Origin of the sequence: Nocardiopsis sp. NPDC058789, assembly GCF_042745575.1 — a bacterium.
GTDB lineage: Bacteria > Actinomycetota > Actinomycetes > Streptosporangiales > Streptosporangiaceae > Nocardiopsis > Nocardiopsis eucommiae.
Genome location: NZ_JBHYOW010000011.1, coordinates 97831 through 114762 on the forward strand (window position 1 = coordinate 97831; position 16932 = coordinate 114762).

At 71.5% G+C, this 16932-nt stretch carries 14 protein-coding genes; 8 read left to right on the forward strand and 6 right to left on the reverse strand.

Going from position 1 to position 16932, the window contains the following annotated elements:
- The first annotated feature begins 119 nt into the window (after positions 1–119).
- Together ACFW3L_RS17810 and ACFW3L_RS17815 are read left to right on the forward strand one after the other, a co-directional pair.
- Entirely contained in the window at positions 120–839 is a 720-nt protein-coding gene (locus tag ACFW3L_RS17810) for a cell wall anchor protein (protein WP_378741738.1), read from the forward strand.
- Positions 840–1022: 183 nt separating this feature from the next.
- Positions 1023–1817: a hypothetical protein gene (locus tag ACFW3L_RS17815; RefSeq protein WP_378741740.1), complete on the forward strand. Its 795-nt coding sequence runs from the start codon at positions 1023–1025 to the stop codon at positions 1815–1817.
- An 88-nt stretch (positions 1818–1905) separates the two neighbouring features.
- Here the strand turns inward: ACFW3L_RS17815 and ACFW3L_RS17820 are convergent, their stop codons facing one another.
- A complete protein-coding gene (locus ACFW3L_RS17820) occupies positions 1906–2115 on the reverse strand; it encodes a dodecin (protein ID WP_378741742.1) in 210 nt (69 codons plus the stop codon).
- Positions 2116–2660: 545 nt separating this feature from the next.
- Here ACFW3L_RS17820 and ACFW3L_RS17825 point away from each other — a divergent pair.
- A complete protein-coding gene (locus ACFW3L_RS17825) occupies positions 2661–2921 on the forward strand; it encodes a hypothetical protein (protein ID WP_378741744.1) in 261 nt (86 codons plus the stop codon).
- A gap of 125 nt (positions 2922–3046) precedes the next feature.
- Here ACFW3L_RS17825 and ACFW3L_RS17830 read toward each other — a convergent pair whose 3' ends face one another.
- The 3 genes from ACFW3L_RS17830 to moaA form a co-directional block, all read right to left on the reverse strand.
- Positions 3047–3649 (reverse strand): molybdenum cofactor guanylyltransferase, encoded by a 603-nt coding sequence (locus ACFW3L_RS17830; RefSeq protein WP_378741746.1) that lies wholly within the window; start codon positions 3647–3649, stop codon positions 3047–3049.
- Between the two features lie 44 nt (positions 3650–3693).
- Positions 3694–4881 (reverse strand): RtcB family protein, encoded by a 1188-nt coding sequence (locus tag ACFW3L_RS17835; protein WP_378741748.1) that lies wholly within the window; start codon positions 4879–4881, stop codon positions 3694–3696.
- Between the two features lie 138 nt (positions 4882–5019).
- The gene (gene moaA / locus ACFW3L_RS17840) at positions 5020–6027 is read right to left on the reverse strand and encodes a GTP 3',8-cyclase MoaA (RefSeq protein ID WP_378742070.1); all 1008 of its coding nucleotides are present in this window, start codon (positions 6025–6027) and stop codon (positions 5020–5022) included.
- Between the two features lie 313 nt (positions 6028–6340).
- Here moaA and ACFW3L_RS17845 point away from each other — a divergent pair, with 313 nt between their 5' ends.
- The gene (locus ACFW3L_RS17845; protein ID WP_378741750.1) at positions 6341–7162 is read left to right on the forward strand and encodes an alpha/beta hydrolase; all 822 of its coding nucleotides are present in this window, start codon (positions 6341–6343) and stop codon (positions 7160–7162) included.
- Between the two features lie 38 nt (positions 7163–7200).
- On the opposite strand, the gene ACFW3L_RS17850 is transcribed toward ACFW3L_RS17845, so the two are convergent.
- Complete coding sequence (locus ACFW3L_RS17850) at positions 7201–8661, reverse strand: PLP-dependent aminotransferase family protein (protein ID WP_378741752.1); 1461 nt, start codon at positions 8659–8661, stop codon at positions 7201–7203.
- A 161-nt stretch (positions 8662–8822) separates the two neighbouring features.
- Here ACFW3L_RS17850 and ACFW3L_RS17855 point away from each other — a divergent pair, with 161 nt between their 5' ends.
- The 4 genes from ACFW3L_RS17855 to ACFW3L_RS17870 all read left to right on the forward strand — a co-directional run bounded on the left by ACFW3L_RS17855 (position 8823) and on the right by ACFW3L_RS17870 (position 16024).
- Positions 8823–9503, forward strand: coding sequence for a YitT family protein (locus ACFW3L_RS17855; protein WP_378741754.1), 681 nt, complete (start codon positions 8823–8825; stop codon positions 9501–9503).
- Between the two features lie 387 nt (positions 9504–9890).
- On the forward strand, positions 9891–11696 hold the full coding sequence (locus ACFW3L_RS17860; RefSeq protein ID WP_378742073.1) for a glycoside hydrolase family 15 protein: 1806 nt from the start codon (positions 9891–9893) through the stop codon (positions 11694–11696).
- 222 nt (positions 11697–11918) lie between these two features.
- The gene (locus ACFW3L_RS17865) at positions 11919–12593 is read left to right on the forward strand and encodes a uracil-DNA glycosylase (RefSeq protein WP_378741756.1); all 675 of its coding nucleotides are present in this window, start codon (positions 11919–11921) and stop codon (positions 12591–12593) included.
- A gap of 161 nt (positions 12594–12754) precedes the next feature.
- Positions 12755–16024, forward strand: coding sequence for an NACHT domain-containing protein (locus ACFW3L_RS17870; protein WP_378741759.1), 3270 nt, complete (start codon positions 12755–12757; stop codon positions 16022–16024).
- Here the strand turns inward: ACFW3L_RS17870 and ACFW3L_RS17875 are convergent.
- The gene (locus tag ACFW3L_RS17875; RefSeq protein ID WP_378741761.1) at positions 16021–16818 is read right to left on the reverse strand and encodes an NAD-dependent deacetylase; all 798 of its coding nucleotides are present in this window, start codon (positions 16816–16818) and stop codon (positions 16021–16023) included. The two genes, ACFW3L_RS17870 and ACFW3L_RS17875, sit on opposite strands and share 4 nt — an antisense overlap.
- Positions 16819–16932 lie beyond the last annotated feature (114 nt).

Genomic DNA, 16932 nt, shown 5'->3' on the forward strand with positions numbered 1-16932 from the left:
CGCTCACGGTCCGATGCCCCTGGGGGGTTCCGGCAAACCCCGACGACACAGGGTGACCACTGTCGGACAGTTGGCCACGAACCGTTGTCCGGCCCCCGAGGGCGTGTGAACCTGACGCGGTGACCACAGCGCAGCTCTGGACTCTCGTCGCCCTGGGTGCCTTCCACGGCCTGCACCCCGGCATGGGATGGCTGCTCGCCGTCAGCAGGGGACTCCAGGAGGGCGGACGCCGCCAGGTGCTCACGGCCCTTCCCGCGATCGCCGCGGGGCACGCGGCCAGCGTCGCCGTGGCGGCGGTGGCGATCACCGTCACGGGGTCGTCCACCGCGTCGGTGCTCTTCCCCGTCCTCGGCGGAGGGGTGATCGTGCTGCTGGGACTGGTGATCCTCCTGTCGCGCCAGCACTTCCACTGGCGGGACGTGCGCCTGTCGCTGTGGCAGCTGACCGCCTGGTCCTTCCTGATGTCCTCGGCGCACGGGGCCGGACTCATGGTCATGCCGGTGCTCTCGGGGCGGCTCGACCACACCCACGTGGAGGGCGGAGGCCACGCGGGACACGGGGCCTCGGGCGCGAGTGGCTCCGAGGCCCCCGCCGCGGCCACGGCGGGAGCGACGCAGGCCGCCGAGGGGGCGTGGAGCCTGTGGGACGCCACCCTGCTCGGACTCGCCGCGACCGGGGTGCACTCGCTGGCCATGCTGGCGGCCGCGGGGGTGGCGGCGCTGATCGCCCACGACTTCCTCGGCGTGCACGCGCTGCGTTGGAAGGGTGTGACCATGGACCGGGTGTGGGCGTTGACCCTGCTCCTGGGCGGCGTGATGGTCCTGTGGTCGGTGTGGTGACCGGCGCGACCCTCGTACCCGGAACGACCCCGCACGCTTGATCCGTGTCACTGCCGGGAATGAGAGTTGTTCCCGTTGTGTCCCATAGACGGAGGAGTCTGCGAGGGGACCGGACAGTGACGGGCGCCGGGACGACGACGGCGACACGGCCGTCCCGTCCCCCGGCGTGGAGGGGCGGAGTGCATGACCCACAGAATTCCCGGGGCCTCCCGGGTCCACCGACGATGGCACGGGCTGATCCTGTCCGTGGCGGCGCTGGCCGTCCTGGCCGTGATCGCCGTGCTGGGCACCCAGTGGGTGGTGGCCAACCAGAGCCGGAGCTTTCCCACGTCCACGCCGTGGGGTCCGGACTGCTCGGTGTGGACCGGGGAGGACCAGGTCAGGCTCGACCGCGACGAGGCCAAGCGGGCCAGCACCGCGGCGGCCGTGATCGCTCAGGGGGACGACGCGCCCATCTCCGCACCCGACGTGGACGACATCCCCGTCGAGGTCATGGACGTCCTGGTGAACGGGCCCGCGGATGACGCGGGGCCCTCGATGAGCTGCCGTTACTCGGGCGAGGAGGTCGAGTTCGAGGAGGAGCTCGGCTCGGGACTGACCCCGCGCGCCAAGGCCCTCAAGAAGGGGATCGAGAACGACTTCGCCGACACCGAGATCGGCGGGTTCGTGGCCGGCGGGTACGACACCGGCCACGGTGAGGGCTCCGCCCACTACGAGGGGCGGGCGCTCGACGTCTTCTACCGGCCGGTCAACGAGGACAACCGCCGTGAGGGGTGGCTGCTGGCGCACTGGCTGATCGCGCACGCGCCCGACTACCAGATCGACGTGATCATCTTCGACGACAAGATCTGGAGCACCCGGTACCCGTCGATGGGCTGGCGCCACTACGAGGCCGACCCCGACAACGAGATCCTGCGGCACCTGGACCACGTGCACGTGGACGTGCTGCGCGGCCCGGACCCCGACGACGGTTCCTGACCGTGCCACGGGGCCCCGGGGCCGAACCCCCGGGGCCCGGCCCCTCGCCCCCGTCGAACGTGTCGCCGCTCCCGGATCGGCGGGGAGGTCAGTCGTCCAACCGGAAGCCGACCTTCAGGCCCACCTGGAAGTGGGCGACGTCGCCGTCCTCGATGTGGCCCCGGACCTCGGTGACCTCGAACCAGTCGAGCCCGCGCAGCGTGGCCGAGGCCCGCTGGATGCCGTTGCGGATCGCCTGGTCGAGGCCCTCGGGAGAGGTTCCGACGATCTCCGTGACGCGGTAGGTGTGGCCGGTCATGGGTGACTCCCTGTGTAGTCGGTGGCTGGGGCCTCGCGACGCGGCCCCGCTCCCTGCCTGCCCTCAATCCCCACTGGCCACACGGGGCCCTCGATTTACTCCAGGAACCTTTCCGGAGAACGGATCGGTGGACTTTGCTGATTGTTTCTGAGGACTTTGGCCCCGGTTGGGACGCGCTTGGCCAACGAGGCAGTGGTTCCGACCTGGGAATGGGGTCGGGGAAGGGCCCCGGAACGGCGGGTGAAGTGTCGGACAAGACCTGACCTGGGCCTGAGTGCCCGCCCTGGCGGGACTGTCCCGAGACAACGTCGTAACTGACTCTTGACGTACCCCGGGGGGCGTCGGTGTACATTGGGTCTAGCGCTTCGGTCCCCCGTCGAAGCGCGGGACGATGTTTCGAGCCCCCGTCGAAACATCGCGCGACGCCGGGTGGTTTGCCCCCGTAACCACCCGGCGTCGCCTTTTGTTCGCATCCGGCTGGCGGGAATACCCGATGGTGGCCGGGGCTTGACCACCAAATCCGCTTTGTCGCCTGGGGGCCTGCATTGGGTAATACCGCACCGGACACACACTGCTCGCGCAGGGACTGCCGTGCTCCCGCCGAGTGGGCGCTCGTGTGGAACAACCCCAAGCTGCACACCCCCGACCGCCGCAAGGTGTGGGTGGCCTGCGACGAGCACCGCGAGTACCTCGCCAACTTCCTCGGCCTGCGCGGGTTCCTGCGGGAGACCGTGCCGATGGCCGACTTCCTGGGGGGCGACGACGCCGGTCAGGACGGCGCGGGCGGGCCCGGCGCCCGCCCCTGACCCGCTGTCCAGCGGCGGTGCTCCAGGCCCTCAGCCGGACCGCCTCGTGACGGCGCCGCGCGTCTCGGTCCGGGGCCGCTCCCGTGGCTCACGTGCCGTTCCCGACCCGTGCCCTCTCGAGGCGGTCAGCTCCGCCCCGAATCCCCGGGGGTCCAGGCGGCGCGGGCGCGATCGAGGGCCTCGGGGGTGTCCACGTCGAACTCCTCGGGGGCGCCGGTGAGCGGTACACGTGCGGGGTCGAGGGGTCCGAGCAGTCGGTGGAGCGAGCGTCCGGTGTAGTCGTCCAGGGCGGCGCGCAGCGCGGCGGTGTCCCAGACCCCCGTGAGCCACTGCTCGCGGCCGGTGGCGTCCACGAACACCGCCCCGTGGGCCTCCCCCGCCTCGCCGCCACGGAGCGCGGCACGGAGGTCGGCGAGGTGGCTCGGGGCCAGGTGGGGCAGGTCCGCGGCGAGCAGCGCCACGCGCTCCGCGCGTACCAGGGCCAGGCCGGTCCGCAGGGCGGGGACGGGGCCCGCGCCGGGAGGGTCCTCACGGACGTAGCGGGCACGGGGGCTGTCGCGTTCGGGTCCCACCACGACCACGTCCGCGTGCGGTGCGTGGGCGCGCACGGCGCCCACCACGTGTTCCAGCAGGGTGCGTCCCGCGACGGTGAGGCCGGGTTTGTCGGCGCCGCCCATACGGGTCGCCGCGCCCCCTGCCAGCACCACCGCGTCGAGGTTCTCGGTCACCCTCCCAGCATGCCGCACGCGGCGACCGCCGTGAGGGCGGGGGCTCACCCCTTGACGCACACCACCTGGCGCAGGTGGGCGACCACCTCGACGAGGTCGGTCTGCGCCTCGATCACCGACTCCAGGTCCTTGTAGGCGGCGGGGATCTCGTCCACGACGCCGAGGTCCTTGCGGCACTCCACGCCCCGGGTCTGTTCGACGAGGTCCGCGCGGGTGAACGTCTTGCGGGCCTTGTTCCGGCTCATGCGGCGTCCGGCGCCGTGCGAGGCGGAGTTGAAGGAGGCGGGGTTGCCGAGGCCCTTGACGATGTACGTCCCGGTGGCCATGCTCCCGGGAATCACGCCGAACTCCCCGGCCCCCGCGCGGATCGCCCCCTTGCGGGTGACGAGCACGTCCACGCCGTCGTAGGTCTCCTCCGCCACGTAGTTGTGGTGGCAGGAGATCCGCTGCTCGAACGTGGTGCCGGGGACGCGCTCGGCCAGGACCTGGCAGGCCAGGGCCATCATGACGTCGCGGTTGCGGCGGGCGTAGTCCTGCGCCCAGAACAGGTCGCGCCGGTAGGCGTCCATCTCGGGGGTCCCGGACACGAACACGGAGAGATCGCGGTCGGGCAGGTCCTGGTTGTGCGGCAGGGCCCGCGCCTGGGTGATGTGGTGGTCGGCCAGCTCCTTGCCGATGTTGCGGGAGCCGGAGTGCAGGACCATCCAGACGACCCCGTCGTCGTCGAGGCACACCTCCAGGAAGTGGTTGCCGCCGCCCAGGGTTCCCATCTGGCGCCGGGCACGTGCGTTCCGGGGGTGCACGGCGGAGGCGAGCCCGTCGAAACCCTCCCAGAAGCGGTCCCAGCCGGTACCGCCCAGCCCGGGGACCCGCGTGGGGTCGACGGGTTCGTCGTGGGCGTGGAAGCCGACCGGGATGGCGGCCTCCAGGGCCGAGCGCAGGGACCGGAGGTCGTCGGGAAGGCGCTCGGCGGTCAGGCCGGTGCGCACGGCGGTCATGCCACAGCCGATGTCGACGCCCACGGCCGCCGGGCTGACGGCGTCACGCATCGCGATGACGGAGCCGACCGTGGCCCCCTTGCCGTAGTGGACGTCGGGCATGACGGCCAGGCCGTGCGTCCAGGGCATGCGCGTGACGTTGCGGAGCTGGACCATGGCGGCGGACTCGACCTGCCCGGGATCGGCCCACATGCGGATCGGTACCAGGTCGCCGGGGACTTCGGTGTAGGGCATGGGGGACCTCCCGTTCTCTCGTTCCCGCCCCGGGGCACCGGCGTTCTCCGGTGTCGGTGCCCCGGAACATCAAGTCAGAGCAGCGGGAGGACGGCAACCGGTTTATCCCGGTAGCTCCCCCTTGGCGGCCGGCGCGGCTCAGCCGCCGATGGCGGACATCGGGCGGGCGGGCTGGAGGAAGCTCGGGTCGTTGATGCCGTGGCCGGGCAGCTTGGAGGCGACGGCGGCCCGCCAGCGATCGGCGATCTCGTCGTCGGTGGCACCCTCGCGCAACGGGGTGCGCAGGTCGGATTCCTCCCGGGCGAAGAGGCAGTTGCGGATCTGGCCGTCGGCGGTGAGCCGGACCCGGTCACAGGCGCCGCAGAACGGGCGCGTGACCGAACCGATCACCCCGACCGTGGCCGGTTCGCCGTTGGGGAAGCTCTGGCCGCGCAGGCGGAAGAGCTCGGCGGGGGCGCTGCCCCGGGTGTCGGCGTCGGCCGCGTCGAGGTCGAACTCGGCCTCCAGCCGCGCCAGGATCTCGTCGGCGGTGATCATGGTGTCCCTGCGCCAGCCGTGCTGGGCGTCCAGGGGCATCTGTTCGATGAAGCGCAGCTCGTAGCCGTGCTCCACGCAGAAGCGGAGGAGGTCGGCGGCCTCGTGGTCGTTGGCCTCGCGCATGAGCACGGCGTTGACCTTGACCGGGGTGAGTCCGGCGCTCGCGGCCGCGGCGAGCCCGTCCAGGACGTCGGGGAGGCGGCGGCGCCGGGCCAGTTTCTCGAAGACGACGGGGTCGAGGGTGTCGAGGGAGACGTTGACCCGGTCCAGCCCGGCCTCGGCCAGGGCGGGCGCGGTCCGGGCGAGCCCGATCCCGTTGGTGGTCAGCGCGGTGTGCGGGCGGGGGCTGAGGGCGGTGGTGCCCGCGACGATGTTCACCAGGCCGCGGCGCAGCAGGGGTTCACCACCGGTGAACCGGACCTCGTCGATCCCCAGGCGGGTGACCCCGATGCGGATCAGGCGGAGGAGTTCGTCGTCCGTGAGCAGCTCGGGTTTGGGAAGCCACTCCAGTCCCTCCGGCGGCATGCAGTAGGTACACCTGAGGTTGCACCGATCGGTGAGCGACACACGCAGGTCCGTCGCCACGCGGCCATAGGAGTCAGCCAGCACGAGCGTCATCCTCCTCTCCAGTCCGGATTTGGCTGTCGGGAAAAGCTCGGGGTACGCCCCACGGGAGGGGTACCCCGTCATAAGCGTAGAAGATCCAGTTTCACGGCAAGTCGTATCGATCGCACCATTTGGCATATTTCGGCAACTCGCACGAGATCACACCGCCGTATCCGACCGATACCCCAAACGCGCACCGCGGCCACGGCCCCCGCCACGTCCCCCGGCGGTGCACCCGGGATGTTCTAGGGTGACCACTCCGGCGGCGACCACCCGATCGTCGCAGACGGCAGCGGCAACGAGGAGGCAGGACACGGTGATCAGCACACGTGAGTGGGGGCTGGCCGGCGGACCCGACGGTTCCGGGAAACTGGCGGCGCGGGCCTGGGCCCCGACCGAGGGCGAACCGACCTGGCTGGCCGTGCTCGTGCACGGCTACGGCGAACACCTGGGCCGCTACGACCAGGTCGCCCGGGACCTGTGCGCCGCCGGAGCGGTGGTCTACGGAGCCGACCACCGGGGCCACGGCGGCTCCTCCGGGGAGAGAGTGCTCATCGAGGACTACGCGGGGGTGGTCGAGGACGTCCACCGCGTCGTCACCCAGGCCCGCACCGCCTACCGCAGCCTCCCCCTGGTGATGGTCGGCCACTCCATGGGCGGCCTGATCGCCACCCGCTACGCCCAGGTGAACCCGGGCGCGGTGCAGGCCCTGGCGCTGACCGGTCCGGTCCTGGGCCGCTGGTCCGCCCTGGAGGAGATCGCCGCCGCCGAGGTGATCCCGGACGCCCCCATCGACCCGGCCACGCTCTCCCGGGACCCGGCCGTCGGCGCGGCCTACGTGGCCGACGCACTCGTCTGGCACGGCCCGTTCAAGCGCGCCACCGTGAACGCCCTGCTCACCGAGATGAAGCGGGGCAACGCCGCGGGCAGTCTCGGCTCGCTCCCCCTGCTGTGGGTGCACGGCCACGAGGACCGGCTGGTGCCGCTGTCCGACACCAGGGTCGGTATCGAGGCGGTGGCGGGCGAGGACGTCACCGTGCGCGTCTTCCCCGGCGCGCGGCACGAGGTGTTCAACGAGACCAACCGCGACGAGGTGATCGACGAGGTGGTCCGCTTCGCGCGGCGCTTCGCCGTCTGACCGAGCGGAGCGCACCCGACCACCGGACCGGTGGGAGCTCACACGTACAGCTGCCCGCGCGGCTGCGAGGGGTGGGCCAGGGTCTCGGCGTAGGCCGCGGCCAGCCGGTCCACGGCGTCGACCAGCACGTCCGGCGGTCGGGTGTAGGCCAGACGCAGATAGCGCTCCAGGGTGCCGTCCACCCCGAACACCGGCCCGGCCGCCGGGTGGACCCCGTGCCGGATCGCGGCCTCCGACAGCGCGGTCGCGACCGGTTGGGGCATCGCGGCCCACAGCACCAGGCCGCCCCCGGGCACGCTGGGCCGCCAGTCCGGCAGGCGCTCGCGCAGCGCGGACAGGAGCGCGTCCCGGTTGCGGCGCAGCTGACGGCTGCGCTCGGCCCGGATACGCAGCACGTCGGAGAGCAGGTGGGTCGCGGTGAGCTGGTCGTGCACCGACCCGGCCAGGTCGACGCGCTGACGGATCGCCATGATCCGGGTGACCATGGGCGGGGTCGCCCGGACCCACCCCACCCGCAGTCCGCCCCAGAACAGCTTCGCCACCGAGCCCACCGTCAGCACGCGCCCGTCGGTGTCGTACGCGGCCACCGGGGCGGGCAGGTCCCCGGAGTCGATGGCCAGTTCGGCCCCGGACTCGTCGATGATCAGGTGGCTGCCCGCGCGCCGGGCCTCCCGGACCAGGACCCGGCGCTCGTCGTCGTCCATGAGTGCGCCGGTCGGGTTGTGGAAGTCCGGGATCATGTACGCCACCGAGGGTCGGCGCTGCCGGAAGGCGTCCACCAGGTACTCCATGTCCCAGCCCTGCGGGGTCACCCCGGTCGTGCGGACGCGGGCGCCGTTGCGTCGGGCCGCGTCCAGTCCGTGCGGGTAGGTGGGCGACTCCAGCAGGACCTCGTCCCCCTCGTCGACCAGCAGTTCCATGGCCAGGGTGACTCCCTGCTGGGCGCCGCTGGTGACGAAGATCTGCTCGGGCGTGGTGGGCAGCCCGCGCTCGACGTACCGCCGGGCGATGGCGTGCCGCAGCTCGGGGAGACCGTAGGGGTAGTACCCGATCCCACCCACGTGGGCCGCGAGCTGTTCGGAGGCGTGGAAGGAGGCGGCCCGCAGTCCGTCGACCGCCGGGGGCGCGGCCACGCCGAGGTCGATCTGTTCGGCGGCGGGGACGAAGGGCGCCGGACCCCGGGTCCCGGAGTCGGGCAGGACGGTCCAGCTGCCCGCGCCCTGCCGACTGTCGAGGAAGCTGTTCTCCCGCAGCCAGGCGTAGGCGGCGGTGACCGTGTTGCGGCTGACTCCCAGCGCGGTGGCGAGGTCGCGTTCGGCGGGCAGCCGGGTGTGCGTGGGGACCCGACCGTCCAGGACCAGCCCGCTCACGGCGCGGGCGATCGCGAGGTAGAACGGGCGTTCGACCGGGGCCTCACCGATCAGCCGGGCGAGCAGCCGACCGTTGATCCGCCGTGTGCCACCACCGGTCCGGGGGTGGTCGGTGCGCTGCCTCGCCATGGGATTCACCTCGCCGGGGGAGAAATCGGGCCAGTTGCCGGGATTGGCTCTTCAATCCGAGCACCACTTGAGCCACGATACCGATGTGGCCCCCTCTGCGGATGGTCATCCAATCACCCCATGAATCTCTTCACGCGTCCGCGTGAAAGTGGAGGCCGGCCTTGTCCGAACGAACCCCGAGCCCCGTGGTTGCCCTGGTCCGACGCGTGCTGATCACCCCGGTCCTGCCGCGCCCCCGGCTGCGCCGCCTCACACAGCTCTACCTGGGCCTCTACCTGTTCGGGCTCAGCGGCGCCCTGCTCCTCCGGTCCGACCTCGGCGCCATGCCCTGGGACGTGCTGCACCAGGGGCTGTCCCTCCAGACCGGCCTGTCGATCGGCACCTGGAGCGTCATCGTCGGCGCCCTCCTGATCCTGCTGTGGATCCCGCTGCGCCAGAGGGCGGGACTCGGCACCCTGAGCAACGTGGTGGTGGTCGGCGCGTCCGTGGACCTCTCCCTCTGGCTGCTGCCCGCGCCCGAGGCACTGGGCGTCAGGATCGTCCTCCTGGCGTCCGGGGTCCTGGTGTGCGCGATCGCGACCGGCCTCTACATCGGCGTGGGGCTGGGCCCGGGACCCCGTGACGGCCTCATGACGGGGCTGGCCGCGCGCGGGCTGTCGATCCGGCGGGCCCGCACCCTCATCGAGGTGACCGTGGCGCTGTCCGGGTTCCTGCTCGGCGGCACCGTCGGTGTGGGGACGGTGGTGTTCATGGTGACGATCGGACCCCTGGCGCAGGTGTTCCTCCCGATGCTGCGCATGCCCGAGGAAAAGCCGGAAAGTCCCGCCCCGTCGGGCCGTTAGCCGTCCCGTCACCTCCCGTTGATCACCGCGTCATAACTTCTCCCCGACGGAAGTCACCCATACCGCGACATACTTCCCGCACGCCCGGATGCACGTGCATCCACCCGTAGCCAGGCCCCCGTGGAGCATGGAAGATGGGGACCGCGGTGACCGGTGGGGGACGGGTCCTTTCCACAACCGGCCTTTTCGCCTGCCCGCGCCTGGGCACATAACCGGGTACGAGGCAGCTGCGGGCGGTCCGGGGGGAGACATGACCGGAACGGCGCCCCGATCCGGAGGGTCGGGCGACGGGTCCCCGACGAGGGGCGCACACGGGCGTGCGCGCGGAGGCGACGCTCCCCGTGGCGACGGGGCGGCTCACGCCACCGCACAGACGAAGACGACGTGTTGGGGGTGAGCCGCGTGCCCGGCTGGATTGAGGACTACGCAATGATCGGCGACATGCAGACCGCCGCGCTGGTCGGGCGGGACGGGTCCATCGACTGGGCGTGCCTTCCCGACTTCGACTCCTCGGCCTGCTTCTCCGCGATCCTGGGCGACGAACAGAACGGGCACTGGACCCTGCGCCCGGCCGACGGGGCGGAGAAGGCCGACCGGCGCCACTACCGGGGCGAGACCCTCATCCTGGAGCAGGAGTGGGACACCGACACGGGCTCCGTCCGGGTCATCGACTTCATGCCGCCCCGGGGCGGTGCCCCGCACATCGTGCGGATCGTGGAGGGGCTGAGCGGCACCGTGCGCATGAGCACCACCATGCGCATCCGTTTCGACTACGGGCACGTCGTCCCGTGGATGCACCGGGCCGGAACCGAACTCGTCGCCATCGCCGGTCCCGACGCGATCTGGCTCAGCGCCCCCGTCGCCCTCAAGGGTCACAACTTCACCCACGACACCACCTTCGACGTCACGGCCGGACAGCGCGTGCCGTTCGTGATGACCTGGCACCCCTCCCAGGTGGAGGAGTCCGACCACCTGGACGCGGAGAAGGCCCTCTCCCGCACCGAGCGCTTCTGGGAGAAGTGGGTGGACCAGTGCACCTACGACGGCCCCTACCGTGAGGCGGTGGTGCGTTCCCTCATCACGCTGAAGGGCCTCACCTACCGCCCCACGGGCGGGATCGTGGCCGCGCCCACCACCTCCCTGCCCGAGGAGATCGGCGGGGTCCGCAACTGGGACTACCGGTACTGCTGGCTGCGCGACGCCACCATCACCCTGGAGGCGCTGATCCGCTCGGGGTACACGGACGAGGCCATGGCCTGGCGCGAGTGGCTGGCGCGCGCCGTCGCCGGCGAACCGCAGCTGATGCAGATCATGTACGGCATCCGTGGCGAGCGCCGCCTCACCGAGTGGGAGGCGGAGTGGCTTCCGGGGTACGAGTCCTCCGCCCCGGTCCGGATCGGCAACGCCGCCGTGGGCCAGTACCAACTGGACGTGTACGGCGAGGTCATGGATGTGCTGCACCTGGCGCGGCGCTCGGGCATCCAGGGCGGTGAGCACCTGTGGGGCCTCCAGCGGTCCCTGGTGAACTACCTGGAGTGGTGCTGGGACGAGCCCGACGAGGGCCTGTGGGAGGTGCGCGGCCCCCGGCAGCACTTCGTCCACTCGAAGGTGATGGCCTGGGTCGCGGCCGACCGCGCGGTCCGCAGCATCGAGGAGTTCGGCACCGAGGGGCCCATCGAACGGTGGCGGGCCCTGCGCGACACCATCCACGCGGAGGTGTGCGAGTACGGCTACGACCCCCAGCGCAACACCTTCACCCAGTACTACGGCAGCAAGGAGCTGGACGCGGCCCTGCTGCTCATCCCCGAGGTCGGGTTCCTCCCGTACGACGACCCCCGCGTGGTCGGCACCATCGAGGCGATCCGCGAGGACCTGATGGTGGACGGCTTCGTGCTCCGCTACCGCACGGACCTGGAGAACTCCGCCGACCAGCTCCCCGGCGACGAGGGCGCCTTCCTGGCGTGCAGTTTCTGGATGGCCAACGCCCTGCTGTCCATCGGCCGCCAGGACGAGGCCCGGGAGCTGTTCGAGCGGCTGCTGTCCCTGCGCAACGACGTGGGTCTGCTCGCGGAGGAGTGGGACCCGAGGGGCGGCCGCCAGGTGGGGAACTTCCCGCAGGCCTTCAGTCACGTGCCCCTGGTGACCACGGCGCTCAACCTCGCGGACCGCCAGGGCGGTTGGCGCGCCGACTAGGTGGTCCTTCCCGGGAACGCCCCCGCGCCCAGGCGCGGGGGCGTTCCCGTGCGTGTCGACAGAGGGAGCCCCGTGGCTTCCGTCCGCTCCTTTCCCACCTGGGTCGATGGCGGGTGCGGGTCCGCCCCTGCCCACGCGCGCCGCGTAGCCGTGACGCGGGTGTGACGGTTCCGGGTGCCGAAACGGGTCTGGATGTCCGCGGCTGCCACTAGTGTTCTGGCCATGCCGAACAAGGACCTGCACGAGATCATGGACAGCGGTTGGGCGAAGGCGCTGGAGCCCGTCGCCCCGCAGATCGCCGCTATGGGCGACTTCCTCCGCCAGGAGGTCGCCGAGGGCCGCACCTACCTCCCCGCCGGGGACCACGTCCTGCGTGCGTTCCAACAGCCCTTCGACGACGTGCGCGTGCTGATCGTGGGCCAGGACCCCTACCCCACCCCCGGGAACGCCGTCGGGCTGAGCTTCTCCGTGGCGCCGGAGGTCCGTCTCCCCGCGAGCCTGCGCAACATCTACAAGGAGATGGGCGAGGACCTGGGCACCCCGATGCCCTCCAACGGCGACCTCACGCCGTGGACGAAGCAGGGCGTCCTGCTGCTCAACAGGGTCCTGACGGTGGCTCCGGGCAACGCCGGATCGCACCGTGGCAAGGGCTGGGAGGCCGTCACCGAGCAGGCCATCCGTGCCCTGGCCGAGCGCGGCAAGCCGCTCGTGTCGATCCTGTGGGGCCGCGACGCCCGCAACCTGCGCCCGATGATGCCGGGCATCCCGTGCGTGGAGTCCGCGCACCCGAGCCCGCTCTCGGCCCGCAACGGTTTCTTCGGCTCCAGGCCGTTCAGCAGGACCAACGAGATGCTCCGGGAACAGGGCGCCGAACCGGTGAACTGGCAGCTGCCCTAGGACGTCCCACCGGGCGTGAGCGTCCGCCCCCGCGGGCGCTCGGCGACGGACAACCCCATACTCGCGCAACCCCTTCTGACGTGCGGACTCGATGCCACCCCCGGTGTCGGGTCCGATCGCGTTCCCGCCCCCAGACACCCCCGGACGTGGAAGAGGCACCGATGGCCAAACGGCTCACCTACAGTGACGCGCTCAGGATTCTCGGCGGCGGCGACTCGGAGGCACTGGACCTCGCGGAGAAGGTGGCCGACGGCGGGCTGGGTCTGGTGGGCGTCCCCGACCTGTTCGGAATGCGCGGCGCCCTGGTCAGCAAGGGCCGCCAGCTGTTGGAGGGGCTGGGCGGCAGGCTCCGTGGGGAGAGCCGACTGACCCGGTCCGAGAAGATCCAGGCCGCCCACCAGATCCTGGTGGTCACCTCCGTCTTCGAGGCCGCCGACGAGGTGTTCACGCGGGTCGGGATGCCCTTCGGGCTGGACGACCTGGAGATCACGTCGGACGAGCAGTTCGCGCTCCTGGGCGCGCGTCTGCTGGAGCTCCCCGGTCCACGACCGTCCTTCCCGATCACCCACTCCGGCCATCGGAGGGAACGCGGCACGGTGACGGCGGAATACATGAAGGGCGTGGCCGCCCATCTCAGCGACTTCTTCTGCGCTCTCGCGGTCGTCGAGCGGCACGGAATCACTTGGGAACACCACCTGATGAGGAAGTTCAGGAGCGCCATGGCCCAGGTTGCCCCCCGCCGCCTGGACGAGAACATCCGGCGGTTGGGGGCCGAGATCCCCGAGTTCGGCATGTGGTTGCACACGAGTGAGCACGAACGGACCCGGGAGGAGATCGGCACCGGCCTGTCCGACCTGCACGAACAGCTGGCGCGTATCAGCTCCACGCGTCCGGTCACCCGGAGGAGGCAGGAACTCACCGCCTCCTACCAGGCGGTGCTCAACCGGCCGATCCTGCGCTCCGACGACGCACCGGCCGGGCTGGTGCTGCCCTCCCTCCGCACGGCCTACATCCCGCCACGCGGGCGGGTCACCATGGCGCACGAGACCCACAACGCGGCCAGTGACGCCTGGTGGCAGGACTTTCCCGTCCAGGACGACCTCCAGACGATCGTGGCCTCCCTGATCACGCATCCCCGGGCCACCGAGTACCCCACGGTGATCCTCGGCCACCCCGGCGCGGGCAAGTCCAAGTTCACCGAGATGCTCGCCGCCCAGCTGCCGCCGGAGGACTTCCTCCCCATCCGCGTGGAGCTGCGCGCCGTCAGCCCCAACGCGCCCCTGCACGTCCAGATCGAGGACGGGCTCCGGGCGGACCTGCACGCCAGCGTCTCCTGGCGGGAGCTGGCCGACGACGCCGACGGCGCGCTGCCGGTGATCATCCTGGACGGCTTCGACGAACTCCTCCAGGCGACCGGCGTGGACCGCTCCGACTACCTGGAGCGGGTCCAGGAGTTCCAGCAGCGCCAGGAGGCCCTGGGACAGCCGGTGGTCGTGATCGTCACCAGCCGCACGCTGGTGGCGGACCGGACCCGGTTCCCCCCGCTGACCACCATCATCCGTCTGGAGGCCTTCGACGACACCCAGATCGAGCAGATGCTCGCCGTGTGGACCAGCGCCAACACCCGCGCCTTCGGGTCCGCGAAGCTGAGACCGCTCACCCCGGAGGCGGTGCTCCGCTACCGCGACCTCGCCGAGCAGCCCCTCCTCCTGATCATGCTGCTGATCTACGACGCCCACGGCAACGCACTGCTCGACGCCTCGGACGACCTCTCCCACGGTGAGCTGTACGAGCGGCTGCTCACCATGTTCGCCCGGCGCGAGGTCGACAAGCACCGGCCCCATCTGGGCGGTCGTGACCTCGACCGGGCGATCGAGGACGAGCTGCGGCGGCTGGAGGTGGCCGCGATGGCGATGTTCGCCCGGGGGCGCCAGAGCGTACGCGCGGAGGAACTGGACGAGGACCTGGCCGTCCTCATGCCCGAGGCGGCGGAGAACCCCGACGACGCCGACCTCCACGGCCGGATCGCCCCCGCGCACCAGGTGCTGGGACGGTTCTTCTTCGTCCACGAGGCGCGGTCCCGGACCACGGACGGCACCAGCAGCGCCTTCGAGTTCCTGCACGCCACCTTCGGTGAGTACCTGGTCGCCCGCATGGTGGTCGCGGCCCTGGAGGAACTGGTCGAGGACCGCGCCCGGGTGTCCCGGAGGCGGAGCCGGGCCCTGCACCTGGACGACGGTGAGCTGTACGCGCTGGCGTCCTTCGCGGCCTACGCGGGCCGGGACCGGGTGGTGACCTTCCTGGACGAGCTCCTGACCCGTCGGCTGGAGGAGGAACCCGCGCTACGGGAGGAGTTCCGGGAACTCCTCCTGGAGCTCTTCCAGGAGGCGCCCTTCCCCGCGGCCAACCGCTCGTTCCCCGGGTACGAACCCCTGCGGATGCCCGTCACCTCGCGGGAGGCGCGCTACACCGCGAACCTGGTCACCCTCCTGATCCTGGTCAGCGAGGAGCCGGTGCCCCTGGAGAGCCTCTATCCGGACTCGGACGACCCCTGGCGCGCCTGGCGGCGAACGGTGGCCCTCTGGCGTGCCCTGTCCGCCACCCAGTGGTTCGGGATCGTCGACTTCATGCGGATGCGCCACCTGGGCTACTGGAAGGGCGAACGCCCGTTCAGCGCCCTCACTCGCGACCACGGCGAACCCGTGAACGTCGGTGAGTGCGTCGGCTTCGAACTCCGCGCCGACTCCCCGGGGGATCCCTCGACCCTCAACCCCTATGAGGTGGAGGTCCCCTACTCGACGGTGGTCTCGCGGCTGCTCCGCTCCACGGCCATGCGCGCCAACGGCACGGCCTCCCGGATGGCCCTGTTGCTGACCCCGTACCTGCGCTACGTCTCCGACGACCTGGGCACCTGGTACACCAGCGGAGACCAGAAGTCCTGGGTCGAGACCCACGAGGTCCTGCGCCTGCGCCTGGAACCGATCGACCAGATCCCGGAAACCCTGGTCACCGACCGTCTGAGCAGCTACTCGCGCCTCATCTTCCGTGACGAACCCGACCAGGTGGTACTCACCGTGCTGCGGCAGGCCGTGGAGGACCTGCGGTCCTGGCCGGACCAGCTGAGCCCGGACTCCCGGCTCGCGCTGTCCCGGATGGTCCAGAAGGCGCTCCGCGGCATGGTCAGGAGACAGGCCACTCCCCCGGCGGTGTGGGACTCCTTCCAGCGGCTCAGGCGGGAACTGCTCCGGTTCGTGGGCCGGCTGGAGAACGAACCGATGGACGGGCCCCGGGACACGCCTCCGTCCCGGCCCGTGCCCATCGGCCGGGCCGCCGCCTCGGGGGACGACCCCTTCGGGTATCCCGGTGGCCTGGCCGAGCCCTTCGAGCACCCCGGTGGGTCGGCCGGGCCGCCCCCGGACGGTCTCGGTTAGTCCGCCAGGGCCCTCCTGACCAGGGCCGGGACGACGTCACCGATGGGATCGCGCAGGACCGCGCTGGCGTAGTCGTCGTACGGGGTGGGTTCGGCGTTGACCACGAGCAGCGCGGCCCGACCCATCATGGCGACGTCGCACAGCCCGGCGACCGGGTGGACCGTGAGCGAGGTGCCGATCGCCACGAACACGTCGCACTCGCGGGCGGCCTGGGCGGCCCGTTCGATGACCTCGGGGTCCAGGCGCTGACCGAAGGAGATGGTGTCCGTCTTCTGGATGCCCCCGCACACCGGGCACCGGGGGTCGGACTCCTCGTCGAGGCGATCGAGCACCTCCGGGCTGGGGGTGCGCAGGCCGCAGGTCATGCACATGACCCGGAGCATCGTGCCGTGGACCTCGATGACCTCGTCCTCGGGCACCCCGGCGCGCTGGTGCAGGCCGTCGATGTTCTGGGTGACGAGCGCGTGCAGGCGCCCGGCGGCGGCCAGGTCGGCCAGCGCGCGGTGGGCCGCGTTGGGTTCGGCCTTCCAGACCTGGTGGGAGCGGCGGGCCAGCCAGGTGCGGCGGCGCACGTCCACGTCGCCCATGTAGCTGTCGATGTCCGACATCGCCTCGGCGTCGGGATCGGTGGTCCACAGCCCCTGGGGGCCACGGAAGTCCGGGATGCCGGAATCGGTGGACACTCCGGCGCCGGTCAGGACGGTGACGCGCCGCGCGGAGGCGAGCAGGTCCGCCGCGTGCTCGAACCCGTCCGGGTCGGCGAACGGCGTGGTGTCGTCGGTCATCGAGGCCATACCCCATTCTTACAGCGTCTTTGCACGGCTTTCCCCGGTCTTGGCCCAGCACGGCGCTTTCCGGACCGATCCTGCCCTTAACCTCGGGGAACGTGTGGGGCGGGTGCCACCAGG